The organism is Streptomyces sp. NPDC041713, assembly GCF_055591085.1.
In genome coordinates, this window is sequence record NZ_JBVIZY010000013.1 from 115,713 (window position 1) to 130,085 (window position 14,373).

General features: G+C 70.3%; 8 protein-coding genes. 5 read left to right on the top strand and 3 right to left on the bottom strand.

Translation table 11 applies throughout. The features are described 5' to 3' along the window. Positions 1–36: 36 nt before the first annotated feature. Together ACZ6CV_RS31110 and ACZ6CV_RS31115 are read right to left on the bottom strand one after the other, a co-directional pair. Entirely contained in the window at positions 37–1,062 is a 1,026-nt protein-coding gene (locus ACZ6CV_RS31110) for a LacI family DNA-binding transcriptional regulator (protein ID WP_469254361.1), read from the bottom strand. Positions 1,063–1,153: 91 nt separating this feature from the next. Further along, positions 1,154–5,506 carry a discoidin domain-containing protein gene (locus ACZ6CV_RS31115; RefSeq protein WP_469254362.1) on the bottom strand — a complete coding sequence of 1,451 codons (4,353 nt, stop codon included), beginning with the start codon at positions 5,504–5,506 and terminating at the stop codon, positions 1,154–1,156. Positions 5,507–5,940: 434 nt separating this feature from the next. Here ACZ6CV_RS31115 and ACZ6CV_RS31120 point away from each other — a divergent pair, with 434 nt between their 5' ends. From ACZ6CV_RS31120 to ACZ6CV_RS31140, 5 genes are all read left to right on the top strand, one after another. Then, complete coding sequence (locus ACZ6CV_RS31120) at positions 5,941–7,308, top strand: ABC transporter substrate-binding protein (RefSeq protein ID WP_469254363.1); 1,368 nt, start codon at positions 5,941–5,943, stop codon at positions 7,306–7,308. Positions 7,309–7,313: 5 nt separating this feature from the next. After that, on the top strand, positions 7,314–8,258 hold the full coding sequence (locus ACZ6CV_RS31125) for a carbohydrate ABC transporter permease (protein WP_469254497.1): 945 nt from the start codon (positions 7,314–7,316) through the stop codon (positions 8,256–8,258). A gap of 4 nt (positions 8,259–8,262) precedes the next feature. Beyond that, a complete protein-coding gene (locus ACZ6CV_RS31130) occupies positions 8,263–9,144 on the top strand; it encodes a carbohydrate ABC transporter permease (protein WP_469254364.1) in 882 nt (293 codons plus the stop codon). Positions 9,145–9,182: 38 nt separating this feature from the next. Next, complete coding sequence (locus ACZ6CV_RS31135) at positions 9,183–10,745, top strand: glycoside hydrolase family 13 protein (protein ID WP_469254365.1); 1,563 nt, start codon at positions 9,183–9,185, stop codon at positions 10,743–10,745. A gap of 123 nt (positions 10,746–10,868) precedes the next feature. Then, entirely contained in the window at positions 10,869–12,743 is a 1,875-nt protein-coding gene (locus tag ACZ6CV_RS31140) for a right-handed parallel beta-helix repeat-containing protein (protein WP_469254500.1), read from the top strand. Positions 12,744–12,806: 63 nt separating this feature from the next. Here the strand turns inward: ACZ6CV_RS31140 and ACZ6CV_RS31145 are convergent, their stop codons facing one another. Then, on the bottom strand, positions 12,807–14,327 hold the full coding sequence (locus ACZ6CV_RS31145) for an MFS transporter (RefSeq protein ID WP_469254366.1): 1,521 nt from the start codon (positions 14,325–14,327) through the stop codon (positions 12,807–12,809). Positions 14,328–14,373 lie beyond the last annotated feature (46 nt).

Consider the following 14,373-nt stretch of genomic DNA (forward strand, 5'->3'; position numbering starts at 1 on the left):
GTGACGTAACGGTAGCGCCAGTTGGGACGGGAGAGGTCAGCGCGCCGGCCCGGACCCGCTCGCCCGCTGCGCCGTCGAACCCCGCACCACCAGTTCGGGCTCGAAGAGCAGCTCCCCGGGGTGGTTCTGGTTGCCCTGGATCTGGGCGCACAGCAGGTCGACCGCCGCGCGCCCCATCGCCTCGATGGGCTGGCGCACCGTCGACAACGGCGGCTCCGTGCAGGTCATGAAGGCCGAGTCGTCGTACCCGACGACCGACACGTCCGAGGGGACGGCGAGCCCGCGGCGCCGCGCCGCTCTGATGGCGCCCAGCGCGAGTGGGTCGCTGGCGCACACGATGCCGGTGACGCCGCGCCCCAACAGCCGGGTGGCGGCGGCCTGACCGCCCTCCAGGGAGAAGATCGACCGCTCGACGAACTCGTCGGCGAGGTGCATGCCCGCCGCCCCGGCGATCTCCCGCGCGGCCGCCAGCTTGCGCAGCGACGGCACATGGTCGGCGGGGCCGAGCAGCAGGCCGATCTTCTCGTGCCCGAGCGAGGCGAGGTGGCGCCAGGCCTGCTCGACGGCGACGGCGTCGTCGCACGCGACGCAGGGGAAGTCCAGGCCCTCGATCGAGGCGTTGATGAGGACGACGGGGATGTTGCGCTCGGCGAGCTGGTGGTAGTGCTCGTGCGGGGCGTCGGTCTCCGCGAAGAAGCCGCCCGCGAACACCACGCCGGAGACCTGCTGTTGCAGCAGCAGATCCACGTAGTCCGCCTCCGAGACGCCGCCCCGCGTCTGTGTGCACAGCACCGGGGTGAGCCCTTGCTGGGCGAGAGCGCCGCCGATGACCTCGGCGAACGCCGGGAAGATGGGGTTCTGCAGCTCGGGGAGCACGAGTCCGACGAGCCGGGCCCGCTCACCGCGCAGCTGGGTGGGCCGCTCGTACCCGAGCACGTCCAGCGCCGTCAGCACGGACTGGCGCGTGGCCGCGGAGACACCGGGCTTGCCGTTGAGGACACGGCTCACCGTGGCCTCGCTCACCCCCACCTTCTTCGCAACTTGAGCAAGTCGTCGCGTCATATGCGCAAGAGTATCGCAAGCAGCGCAAGCCAGTTACGGTCCTGTGCGGCCTTCCTGCCGTGGGACGACAGGAAGGCCGCACCGGGGTCGGTCAGGGTTCGATGTTCAGCTTGAAGGTGGACGTGGTGTTCTTGATGTCCTGCGCGTTGTCGCTCAACTTCAGGTTGTGGAAGGTGGCTTCACCCACCGCGGGTCCCTGCCCCGGCTCGGGCATCTCGTTGGCCCAGACGCCGAAGCCCGACTTGTGGTCGTAGGCGTCGCCGCTCTTGTGGGCCCCCGTGATGGTGATGTCCCGCAGCACGGTGTCCTTGACGGGGAACTGCGGCTGCCCGCCCACGTAGTTCGTCTGGAACATGATCCCGTGGTACGTCGGGTCCGTGATGTCCACGTCGTTGATCCGGATGCCCTGGAAGACCTTCGACGCGGAGAACAGCCAGATGCCGGGGAAGGTCTGGCCGTTCCAGAAGTGGCCGCCCGCCCGCTCGATCGAGATGTTCTCGAAGGTCGTGGGATCGGTGCCGAAGCCGTTCATCGGATAGCCGAAGTCCAGCGAGCTGACCGTGATCCCGGAGTAGACCAGGGTGTCGGCGATGCGGATGTTGCGGAAGGTGTTGTTGTAGCCGCCGTAGACGGCGACTCCCGCGGCCCGCCAGGTGAGCAGCGAGGTCAGGTTCTCGTAGACGTTGTTCTTCATGTCCGCGCCGCCCGCGTCGATGGCGGAGAACAGGGCGAAGCTGTCGTCGCCCGTCGCCCGGGCCTCGTTGTTCGCGACCAGATTGTCCGTGCTGCCGTTGGTCATGTTGACTCCGTCGGCGAACAGGTTGCGGATCCGCGAGTTCTTGATGGTCATGCGGTCGGTGTTGGCGCCCCAGTACAGGCACACCATGTGCTCGTTCCACACGTCGTCGATGGTGATGTCGGAGACGTTCTGGAAGTCGAAGACCTTGCCGGGACCGTCGATCCGCGACGTGTAGTTGCCGAAGTAGGCGAACCCCGAGAAGGACGAGCCCTTCGCGCCGGCGTCGGCCCTGAAGCCCACGTCGGTGTTGGCCTGCGAGCGCGGGGCGTGGAAGCGGGTGTACCAGGGCCCGGCGCCCGTGACCTGCACGGACTTTCCGTACACCTGGAACTTGCTGCTCGTCTCGTAGTCGCCCGGCGGCAGATAGACGCCGATGAGCTTGCCGGTGGTGTCCATGCGGACCTTGTCCAGGGCGTTCTGCACGTCCTGGTGGGCGAATCCGGCGGGGACGGTGTACGCGCCCGGGTCCGGGTTCGCCTTGGGCGCGGCCTTCTCCAGGTCCACGAAGTCGATCGCGTACTTGGCGGTGTTGGCGCCGTCCTTCTGCAGCTTGATCTTGCTGCCGGCCGGAACCGTCTCGCCGAGCAGGACGTTGGCCTCGTCGTAGATGTGTCGGGCGGGCCCGTCACCCGGTGAGTTGCCGGGGGAGGCCTCCGCGCCGTACAGCCAGGCGTACTTGGAGGTGAGGTCGATCGCCTTGCGGAAGACCCCGTCGACGTAGACGTTCAGGGTCGCGTCGGTGCCGCCGCCGCCCGGGGCGTCCGGGATGGAGAAGCGGGTGACCAGGGTGTTGGTGGGCTGCTGTGCGGTGAACTCCACCGAGGCGCCGGTGGTGTCGAGCGTGACCGCCTTGCGCCCCGAGGCCTCGCCCGCCAGGTCGCCGATGGTGCGGTTGGGCCCGACGGTCTTCGCGCCGCCCGCGAGCACGCCGTCCTCCGCCTCCAGGGTGTCGTACGGCATGGCGGCGCCGCGGCCCACGAACAGCGGCCGCGTGCTGGTGTTGTTGGCGCGCCTGGCGGGGATCTCGTTGGCGTCGTCGGCGAGGACGACCTTGACCGTGTACCGGCCGTTGGCCGCGGTCCACGGGCCGAGTTTGACCGGTGCGGTGGTGTCACCCGCGCCGATGGCCCCGTTGGCGGCGCCGGTCAGGGTCTTCACCGTGTCGCCCTTGGCGTTCTGCACGGTCAGCGTGACGCCGTGGCCGCCGGACGCGGAGGCCTGGATGCCCTGGTTCTTGATCGCGACGCCGAAGGTGACCTCCTTGCCTGCGGTGGGCGCGCTCGGCGTCCAGCTCACCGCGGACGCGATGAGGTCGGAGCTCTGCACGGCCTTGACGGTCAGCGGTTCCGGACTGGTGTAGGTGTTGTTGCCCTCGTCCTGCTCGATGACCTTGTCCGCCTCGTCCACGGTCGCGGCGAACGGGTACGAACCCGCCCCGCGCGCCGGGGCCTTGACGCTCACGGTCGCCGATGCGCCCGCCGCGAGAGCGCCCACCTGCGCGGTGCCGGCCTTCTCGCCGCCGAGCCGGAACGTGACGTCGGACGCGGCGGACGTCTCCTTGCCGGCGTTGTGCACGGTCGCGCCGAGGGTCAACTCGTCGCTCTCGTCCGGCGCGTCGGGGGAGTGGGTGAGCTTCGTGACCTCCAGGTCGGGGTTGGCGGCGGGCGTGCCGATGACCTGGAACTCGGCGACCTGCCCGGCCGTCGCCCCGCTGTTCGCGGTGAACTTCAGGCGGACGTCGGCCACACGGGCCGAGACCGGGACGGTGACGGTGTTCTGGTTGCCCGAGGGGCTGAAGGAGTAGCTGTCGGCCGCCTTGAGCGTGGTGAAGTCTTCGGCGTTCTGTTCGCGGCCGAGGACCTCCACGGTCTGGGTGCGGGCGCCCCAGGAGGGGTCCGGGTTCAGCTTGACGACGACCGCTCGGACATCGGCGTTGGCCCGCAGCCGCACGGTCAGGGAGTTGGGGTAGCTGCCCGCCGCGCCCTCCCAATAGGTGGACGTCTGGCCGTCGTTGGCGTTCTCGGCGACATAGGTGTGGATCACCGAGGAGGCCGTGATGGGCTTGCCCTCGGCCAGGTTCTTCCCGTCGCCGGCGCCCGGCCGGGTCACGGTGGCGCTGAAGGCGGAGACGTTGCCCGCGGCGTCGCGGGCGCGCACCGCGTAGGCGACCGTGTCACCGGCGGCCCGCCGGTCGGTGTAGGTCGTCTCGTCCCCGCCGACGGTCTTCAGGAGCTTGCCGTCGGCGTACACGTCGTACGCGGTGACCTTCACGTTGTCCGTGGAGGCGCCCCAGGCCAGCTTGATCTCGCCGGAGGAGGGCTGCGTGTACGCGAGGTTCGCGGGCGCCGTCGGGGCCTGCGTGTCGCCCGAATCGCCCTTGCGCGTCACGGAGTTGCTGTTCGGCGAGGCGTTGCCCGCCGCGTCGCGCGCCCGGACGTGGTAGGTGACGGTGGCGTCGGTCGGCTGGGTGTCCGTGTAGGTGCGCACGTCGCCGTCGACGCTGGTGCGCAGCTCGCCGTCGGCGTACACGTCGTAGGCCGTCACGCCCTTGTCGTCGGTGGCCGCGTCCCAGGTCAGCTTGGGCCGGCCGGGTTCGGACTCGGTGTAGGCGAGGTTCTTCGGCGCGGTGGGGGCCTGGGTGTCGCCGCCCGTCGGGCCGTAGATCTCCAGCTCGGACAACTGCCCTGCCGGGCGGCCGGTGTTGGCGCTGATGAGCACCCGTACGTAGCGCGTGGTGGCGGTGTCGAAGGAGAGCGTGGCGGCGTGGTCCGTCGCGTCGCCGAAGGGGTGGTCCTCGGCGGCCGACAGATCGGTGAAGTCGCTGCCGTTCGTGCTCCCCTGGAGCTTCAGGTGCTGGCTGCGGTCCTCCCAGCCGTCGGGCACCCGCAGGACCACCTTGTCGACGCGTACCGAGGCGCCGAGGTCGGCCTGGATCCACTGCGGCAGCTTGCCGTTCTCGCTCTCCCAGTAGCTGTCGCGGTTGCCGTCGGCCGCGTGCTCGGCGACGTAGCTCTCGGTGTGGCTGGAGGCCTTGAGGGTCTTGCCGAGGGCCAGGTTGGCCGAGGTGTCGTCGGCGGCGTGTACGTGCAGCTCGGCCAACTGGGCGGTCGGCCAGCCGGAGTTGGCCGTGATGTGCAGCCGGACGAAGCGGGTCTGCGCGGCCGGGAACCGGACCGTCACGGTGTTGGCGTCGCCGGGCTCGAAGGAGTGCGCGGCCGAGGGGGCGAGCGTGCTGAAGCCGGTGCCGTCCGGGCTGCCCTGGACCGCGAAGGTCTGCTTGCGGGCCTGCCAGGACGGCGGCAGCGCGAGGACCACCTCGTCGACGCGCGCGGTGCCACCGAGGTCGACCTGCACCCACTGGGGCAGGTCGCTTCCCGAACTCTCCCAGTACGTGGACGCGTTGCCGTCGGTGATGTTCTTGGCGGTGTACTCGCCCTTGGCGCTGCCGGCCTTGGCGGGCTTGCCGGCCGCCAGGTCGGGGCCGCCGGCCGCGGTGGCGCTGGTGGCGGACAGGGCAGGTAGGCCCAGCAGGAGCAGGGTGGCGGCGACGGCGGCGGCGAAGGCCCGCCACCTTCGGCCGATCGCGCTGCCTCGGCGGGGTCTTCGCGGCGTCGTCACGGCCTGAGCGGCCCTGATGCGGTTCATGGCTCTCGCAGCTCCCTCATGGGCTCGGTGTGCTCCGTGCACTCGGTACGTCCGGTACGTCAGGTGCGTCCGGCACGTCCGGTGCGTTCGGTGCGCAGAATTTGGCGCGGAGAAGTTGGAGAGTTGCAGAGAACTGTCGATCTGACCACAGCCGCGACGGAAGTTGTGACGGCCTGTCGCGGCCCCGCACGGGCGGTACGGGGAGAGGGTGGCCGCCCGCTGTGCCCGCCCAAGTCCCCCCGCCAGCAAGGGAAATCAGTTTTTTGCAATGTATGCGCGAGATATTGTGCCGCGCTGTCGCCGGTGGTTGAGTGTGCGCCGCACCCGACAGCCACAGCACCGCGGCGGACCGGCCGGGCCCGAGAGGGCCGGCCGTGCGCCGCCGACGCGGCGCGCCTTCGCGCCGTGCAGCACGACCCGGAGGGGGTCTCCCGATGTCATCGACGAGCAGCCGCACGCTCGCGCTAGCCACCGTCACCGCTCTCGCACTGGTCTCCGCGTCCGCCTGCGGCACCAGCAGCGACGCGTCCGACCAAGACTCGGGCGGCACGGTGAAGCTCGACGTCAACGGGCAGCCGCCCAAGACCCAGGCCTTCGAACGCGACCTCTTCGACCGGCACGTCGCACAGTTCGAGAAGGCCAACCCGGACATCGACATCGTGCCGCACGAGGGCTTCATGGACCCGAAGACCTTCAACGCCAAGCTGGCCGGCGGCAAGCTCGAGGACGTCTTCTACGTCTACTTCACCGACACCCGCTCCCTGATCGAGAAGAAGCAGGCCGCGGACATCACCGAGGCGGTCAAGGACATGCCGCGCCGCGGCGACATCCAGGACCCGCTGATGAAGATCTTCCAGGACGACCAGGGCCGCCAGTACGGCCTGCCGACGTCGAACTACTCGATGGGCCTCGTCTACAACCGCGCCCTGTTCGAGAAGGCCGGACTCGACCCCGACAAGGCGCCGAAGACCTGGGCGGACGTCCGCAGCGCGGCCAAGAAGATCGCCGGACTCGGCGACAACAACGTCGGTTACGCCGACTTCTCCAAGAACAACCAGGGAGGCTGGCACTTCACCGCGGAGCTGTACTCCCGCGGCGGCCGCATCGCCGAGGAGAGCGGCGGAAAGTGGAAGGCGGCGTTCAACACCGCCGAGGGCAAGGCCACCCTCCAGGATCTGCACGACATGCGCTGGAAGGACGACTCGATGGGCAGCAAGCAGCTGCTCCAGGTCGAGGACGTCCAGCGGATGATGGGCTCGGGCAAGCTCGGCATGTACATCGCCGCCGCGGACAACATCACCGTCATCGCGAAGCAGTTCGGCGGCAAGTACGCGGACTACGCCCTCGCCCCGGTGCCCGACGCCAAGGCAACGCTCCTGGGCGGAGAGGGCTACATGTTCAACCCCAAGGCGTCCCCGGCGACGATCAAGGCGGGCGTCAAGTGGGTGCAGTGGCGCTACCTCAACCCCGACCTCATCGAGAAGAACGTCGCGGACTACGCGAAGGCGAAGCTGCCCGTCGGCATCCCGATGCCCACCGTCCCCGACGTCTTCGAGGGCTCCGTCCGCGACCGCGTCGAGAAGGCCAAGCAGGACAAGGCGAACATGCCGACCGGCAACTACCAGGCCTTCATGGACTCCGCGCCGCACGTGCCCGGCGTGATCGAACCGCCCAGGGCCCAGGAGGTCTACGCCGTGCTCGACAACGTCATGCAGGCCGTCCTCACCAAGAAGGACGCCGACATCGACGCCCTGCTCGACAGCGCCGAGGACAAGGTCGACGCGCTCTACGACGCCTCCTGATGAGCATGTCGCTGAAGGCCCCCGCCCGGCCGACGGCCCCGCTCCCGCCGCCGCCCCCACCCGGCGGACGGCGGGCAGCCCGGCGCCGCGCCCTGCGGGAGCACCTCACCGCGTACGGGTTCCTCTGCGCCGCCGTAGTGATCTTCGCCCTGTTCTCGTGGTGGCCGATCGTCCGCAACGTCGTCCTCGGCTTCCAGCACGTCAACTTCGCCACCGGCAACACCTGGGCCGGCCTCGCCAACTTCGAGAAGCTCTTCGACGATCCGCTCTTCCTCACCGCCTGGAAGAACACCGGCCTGTTCACCCTGTACGCGCTGGCACTCGGCTTCGCCGTGCCGTTCCTGACGGCCGTGCTCCTGAACGAGTTCCGGCACGCGCGGGCGTACTTCCGGATCCTCGTCTACCTGCCGGTGATGCTGCCGCCCGTGGTGGTGGCGCTGATGTGGAAGTGGTTCTACGACCCCGGCCCCGGCCTGTTCAACGAGATCCTGCGCACCCTGCACCTGCCCACCTCGGCCTGGCTGGACTCGTCGTCCACCTCACTGGTCTCCCTGGTGATCGTCTCCACCTGGGCGAACATGGGCACCACCACCCTGATCTACCTGGCCGCCCTGCAGACCATCCCCGGCGAGCTGTACGAGGCCGCGGAGCTGGACGGCGCGGGCCTCTGGCAGCGGCTGCGGCACGTCACGATCCCGCAGACCCGCTTCGTCCTGCTCGTCCTCCTGCTGCTGCAGATCGTCGCGACGATGCAGGTCTTCACCGAGCCCTACGTGATGACCGGCGGCGGCCCCGAGGACTCCACGGTGACCGTGATGTTCCTGGTCTACCGGTACGCCTTCGTCTACAACGACTTCGGCACGGCCAGCGCGCTCAGCCTGCTGCTCCTGCTCGTCCTGGGCGCCTTCTCCGCCCTCTACCTGCGGGTCACCCGCGCCGCGAAGGAGTGAGGGGATGTCCGCCTCGACGCGCACGCTCGTACGCCCCGCCGTCCTGAAGACACGCAAGGGCCGGGTGGTCTACTGGTCGGCGCTGGCCGCCGCGCTGCTGCTCTTCACGGTCGCCTTCGTCGTGCCGCTGTACTGGGCGGCGACCGGCGCCATGAAGTCCTCGACGGAACTCGCGCAGTCCCCGCCCACGTACGTCCCCGATTCCTGGCACCCGGAGAACTACGCCAAGGCGTGGCGCGAGATGGACCTGACCGGCTACTTCCTGAACACCGTCGTCCTGGCCGGCGGGGCCTGGCTGGTGCAGCTCGCCGTGCAGGTGCCGGCCGCGTACGCCCTGTCGAAGCTGCGCCCGCGGTTCGGCAACCTGGTGCTCGGACTGATGCTGCTGACCCTGATGATGCCCGCCACCGCGCTCCTCGTGCCGGTCTACCTCACCGTCGTCGACGTGCCGCTGTTCCACCGCAACCTGATCAACAGCCCCAGCGCGGTGTGGCTGCCGGCCGCCGCCAACGCCTTCAACATCTACATCCTGAAGAACTTCTTCGACCGGATCCCCGACGAACTCCTCGACGCGGCGAAGATCGACGGCGCCGGAACGCCCACGACGCTGTGGCGCGTCGTGCTGCCGCTCTCCCGGCCGATCCTCGCCGTGGTCTCCATCCTCTCCATCGTCACGGCCTGGAAGGACTTCCTCTGGCCACTGCTCGTCCTGCCGGATCCGGCCCGGCAGCCGCTGAGCGTCTTCCTCCAACGGGTGGCACCGGACACCCCGCTCAACTCCCTGGTCGCGGGGCTCGTGATGGCCTCCCTGCCGCTGATCGCGCTCTTCCTCGTCTTCCAGCGCCACATCGTCGCCGGGCTGAGCGCCGGGAGCCTCAAGGGCTGAGTGGCGCCCCCGCGCGTCCCGTACGAAAGGACTCCCTCTTGTCCAGCACGGAGTGGTGGCGCAGTGCTGCCATCTATCAGGTGTACGTCCGCTCCTTCGCCGACGGGAACGGCGACGGCACCGGCGATCTGGCCGGCGTCCGGGCCCGCCTCCCCTATCTGGCCGAACTGGGCGTGGACGCGCTGTGGTTCACCCCGTGGTACCGCTCACCCCTCGCGGACGGCGGCTACGACGTGGCCGACTACCGCGCCATCGACCCGGCCTTCGGCACCCTCGGCGAGGCCGAGAAACTGATGACCGAGGCGCAGGAACTGGGCCTGCGCTGCATCGTCGACGTCGTCCCGAACCACGTCTCCGACCAGCACGAATGGTTCCGGGCGGCCCTCGCGGCGGGACCCGGCTCCCCGGAGCGGGACCTGTTCCACTTCCGGCCGTACTCCGAGGAGCCGCCCAACGACTGGGTCGGCGAGTTCGGCGGCGTGCCGTGGTCCCGTACGCCGGACGGCGAGTGGTACCTCCACCTCTTCGCCCCCGAACAGCCGGACCTCAACTGGAACCATCCCGCGGTCCGCAGGGAGCACGAGGACGTGCTCCGGTTCTGGTTCGAGCGGGGCGCGGCCGGCGTACGGATCGACTCCGCGGCGCTGCTCGCCAAGGCCGACGGGCTGCCCCCGATGGACCCCGCGGGCCCGCACCCCTTCCACGACCGGCCCGAACTGCACGACATTTACCGTTCCTGGCGGCGGATCGCCGACGCGTACGGCGCCGCCCTCATCGGCGAGATCTGGCTGCCGGACGCCGAACGGTTCGCCCGCTACCTGCGCCCCGACGAGCTGCACACCGCGTTCAACTTCGACTTCCTCTCCCGGCCCTGGGACCCGGCGGAGCTCTGGCGCTCCATCGACCTCACCCTGTCCACCCACGCCCCGGTCGGCGCGCCCGCCACCTGGGTGCTCGCCAACCACGACGTGACCCGCACGGTCACCCGCTACGGCCGGAGCGAGGACACCGGCTTCGCCTTCGAGCGCAAGCGCTTCGGCGTCCCCACCGACCTCACGCTCGGCACCCGCAGGGCCCGGGCCGCCGCCCTGCTCACCCTGGCGCTGCCCGGCTCCGTCTACCTCTACCAGGGGGAGGAGCTGGGGCTTCCGGAGGCGGAGATCCCCCCGGAGCGCATCCAGGACCCGATGCACACCCGCTCCGGCGGAGTCGACCCGGGCAGGGACGGCTGCCGGGTGCCGCTGCCCTGGGACGGCGCCCCCGAACCGAGCTGGTTGCCCGTGCCGCCCGACTGGTCCGCGTACGCCGCCGAACGGCAGACGCACGACCCGGACTCGATGCTCTCCCTCTACCGCACGGCCCTGCGCCTGCGCGGCTCCCTCGGCGACGCCGGGCCGCTGCGCCGGCTGCGCGAGGACGAGCCCCGCGTCCTCTCCTTCGCCCGCACCTGCGAACGGGACGGGACCACCTGGATCACGCTCGTCAACTTCGGCCCCGAGGACGTGGCGCTGCCGTCCGGCTCCGAACTCCTGCTGGCCAGCGGCCCTTTGTCCCCGCTGGGGCTGCTCCCGCAGGACACGGCGGTCTGGCTGCGGGCCTGAGCGCCCGCGGCCGGACCGCCTCGCACCCCCACAGATCCCCGCCCCCCACCCACGGAGCTCCCGCTCCACGGAAACAGAGGATCCGCCATGAGACATCGACCAAGAAGCCGCCGCCTGCTCGCGGTGGCGCTCGGGGCCGCCCTCACCGCCTCGGTGCTCCTGCCCGCTGCCGCTTCCGCCGCCGAGGACGGACCGCGGACCGGCACGGGCAAGGCGTCCGCGTCGCGCCCGCACGCCGACCGGCGCGGCGCGCCCCTGCCGTACGTGGAATACGAGGCCGAGGACGGCACGTACGACGGCACACTCCTCGAAGCCGAACCCACCCGCCCCTTCGGACACACCAACTTCGCGACGGAGTCGTCGGGCCGCAAGTCCGTGCGCCTCAACTCCACCGGCCAGTATGTGCAGTTCACCTCGACCGGAGCCACGAACTCGATCGTGGTGCGCAACGCGATACCGGACGCACCGGACGGCGGCGGCCAGGAGAAGACGCTGAGCCTGTACGCGAACGGCACGTTCGTGCAGAAGGTGACGCTCTCCTCCAAGCACAGCTGGCTGTACGGCAGCACCGACAGCCCGGAGGGCCTGACCAACCGGCCGGGCGGCGACGCACGGCGCCTCTTCGACGAGTCGCACGCCCTGCTGAAGGACTCCTACCCGAAGGGCACGACGTTCCGGCTGCAGCGCGACGCCGGGGACGACGCCGCGTACTACGTCGTCGACCTGATCGACCTGGAGCAGGTCGCCCCGCCCGCGGCCAAGCCCGCCGCATGCACGTCGATCACCGAGTACGGCGCCGTCCCGGACGACGGCAAGGACGACACCGCGGCGATCCAGGGCGCCGTCACCGCCGACCAGAACGGCGACATCGACTGCGTGTGGATCCCGGCGGGGCGGTGGCGGCAGGAGCAGAAGATTCTCACCGACGACCCGCTGAACCGGGGCGAGTTCAACCAGGTGGGCATCCGCGACGTCACGATCCGCGGCGCCGGCATGTGGCACTCCCAGCTGTACACGCTGACCCCGCCGCACGAGGCGGGCGGCATCAACCATCCGCACGAGGGCAACTTCGGCTTCGACATCGACGACAACACCAAGATCTCCGACATCGCCATCTTCGGCTCGGGCACGATCCGCGGCGGAGACGGCAACCAGGAGGGCGGCGTCGGCCTCAACGGCCGCTTCGGCAAGAACACCGAGATCAGCAACGTGTGGATCGAGCACGCCAACGTCGGCGCGTGGGTGGGCCGCGACTACAGCAACATCCCCGAGCTGTGGGGCCCCGCCGACGGCCTGCGGTTCACCGGCGTGCGGATCCGCGACACCTACGCGGACGGCGTGAACCTCACCAACGGCACGCGCAACTCCTCGGTCACCGACTCCTCGTTCCGCAACACCGGCGACGACGCACTGGCCGTCTGGGCCAACCGGTACGTGAAGGACCCGGCGGTGGACGTCGGCCACGACAACGCCTTCCGCGGCAACACGGTCCAGCTTCCGTGGCGTGCCAACGGCATCGCGATATACGGGGGTTACGGCAACAGCATCGAGAACAACACCGTCTCCGACACGATGAACTACCCCGGCATCATGCTCGCCACGGACCACGATCCGCTGCCCTTCTCCGGGCAGACGCTGATCGCGGACAACGGTCTTCACCGCACCGGCGGCGCGTTCTGGGGAGAGGCGCAGGAGTTCGGCGCCATCACGCTGTTCGCGCAGGGGCAGAGCATCCCCGGTGTGACCATCCGGGACACCGACATCCACGACTCGACGTACGACGGCATCCAGTTCAAGTCGGGTGGTGGCGCGACCCCGGACGTGCGGATCAGCAACGTGAAGATCACCAAGTCCAACAACGGGGCGGGCATCCGCGCCCACGGCGGGGCCCGCGGCAGCGCGACCCTGTCGAACGTGACGATCGCCGACTCGGCCGACGGCGACATCCTGGTCGAGCCGGGCTCGCAGTTCGTGATCAACCGCGCGCGGCGCAGGTAGTGCCCGGCCGCCGTGCCGCCCGCCCCGGTCTCGGGGCAGGCGGCACGGCGGCGTGGCGGCGGACTAGTGCGCGTCCTCCGTCGGGCGGAGCCCCTTGGGAATCTTCGTCCAGGTGAGCGCCGCGGCGGCCAGCGGAAGCGCCGCCGCCATCAGGAACGTCGGCGTCATCCCGGCCGTGAACGCGTCGGACGCCCGGGTCAGCAGGGCGGCGCCCGCCGGACCGGTGAGGTCGGAGGCGATCCGCGCCGCCTCGCCGATCGAGTCGCCCGCGGCCGCCGTGGCGTCCGCCGGGAGGCCCAGGTCCGGCAGGTTCACGCGGTACAGCGCTGTGGCGACGCTGCCGAGGATCGCGACGCCCATCGCGGCGCCGAGCTCGTAACAGGTCTCCTCGACCGCCGCGGCGCCGCTGACGTCCCGCGCCGGGGTGGCCGCCATCAGGGTCACGGACGCCGCGGTCGTCGCGACGCCGACCCCGCAGCCGAGCACCCCGAGCGCGACGGCGATCTCGGCGTAGCCCAGCGGCCCCGACCGTTGCAGCAGCCACGGCAGGGCGAGCCCCACGGTCATCAGCACCAGACCACCGCCCATCACGTGCCGGATCGGCAGCCGGTGCATCAGCACCGGCGTGACCAGCGACGTGACGACAAGGCCCAGCGGCGCGGGCAGCAGCCGGACGCCTGCCTCCAGCGGGGTGTAGCCCTGCCCGTACTGGAACCACTGGGTGATCAGGAACAGCGCCGAGCCCAGCGCGATCATGCCGAGGAAGATCGAGGCCGCGGCGATGGCGAACGGACGGGACGCGAAGAGGCGCACCCGCAGCAGTGGGTGTTCCAGGCGCAGCTGGCGACGGACGAAGACCGTGAGCGTCACCGCGGCGACGACGAGGAGCGACCAGGCCACCGGGTCGGCGGGGCCGCCCTTGCCGAGCTCCTTGATGCCGCCCGCGAGCGCGAGCATGCCGACGACGGACTGGCCGACGCCCCACCAGTCCCAGCGGCCCTCGCGGGGCTGGTGGGACTCGGGCAGCAGCCAGAGGCCGAGCGCGATGACGACCAGCGCGATCGGGATGTTGATCAGGAACGCGGAGTGCCAGCCGTCGTGCTGGACCAGCAGCCCGCCGACGACCGGACCGAGGGCCATGCCGCCGCCGAAGACGGCCGACCAGACGGCGTAGGCGAGGGCGCGCTCGCGGGCGTCGGTGAAGACGTGCCGCAGGATCGACAGGGTGGCGGGCATGATCGCCGCGCCGCCCGCGCCGAGCAGCGCGCGGGCGGCGATGACCTGCCAGGCGGCGGTCGCGAAGACGGCGAGCAGCGAGGCGATGGCGAAGACGGCGAAGCCGATCAGGAGCAGCCGTTTGCGGCCCCACCGGTCGCCGAGCGCGCCGGCGGTCACGAGGAGTCCGGAGAGCACCAGCGCGTAGACATCGATGATCCACAGCTGCTGCACGGAGCTGGGCCGCAGATCGGCGACCAGGGACGGGAAGGCGACGTTCAGGATCGTGGTGTCCATGGCGATCAGCAGCAGGCTGCCGGACAGGATCGCGAGGACGGCCCAGCGCCGTGGATCAAGTGGCGGGGTCATGGGTGTAACACCTCAATTTCGAATGAGACAACAATGTCTCACACGA

Coding starts and splice junctions, on each gene's coding strand:
- ACZ6CV_RS31120 (WP_469254363.1), top strand. CDS start 5,941: ATGTCATCGACGAGCAGCCGCACGCTCGCGCTAGCCACCGTCACCGCT.
- ACZ6CV_RS31130 (WP_469254364.1), top strand. CDS start 8,263: ATGTCCGCCTCGACGCGCACGCTCGTACGCCCCGCCGTCCTGAAGACA.
- ACZ6CV_RS31125 (WP_469254497.1), top strand. CDS start 7,314: ATGTCGCTGAAGGCCCCCGCCCGGCCGACGGCCCCGCTCCCGCCGCCG.
- ACZ6CV_RS31110 (WP_469254361.1), bottom strand. CDS start 1,062: ATGACGCGACGACTTGCTCAAGTTGCGAAGAAGGTGGGGGTGAGCGAG.
- ACZ6CV_RS31145 (WP_469254366.1), bottom strand. CDS start 14,327: ATGACCCCGCCACTTGATCCACGGCGCTGGGCCGTCCTCGCGATCCTG.
- ACZ6CV_RS31115 (WP_469254362.1), bottom strand. CDS start 5,506: ATGAACCGCATCAGGGCCGCTCAGGCCGTGACGACGCCGCGAAGACCC.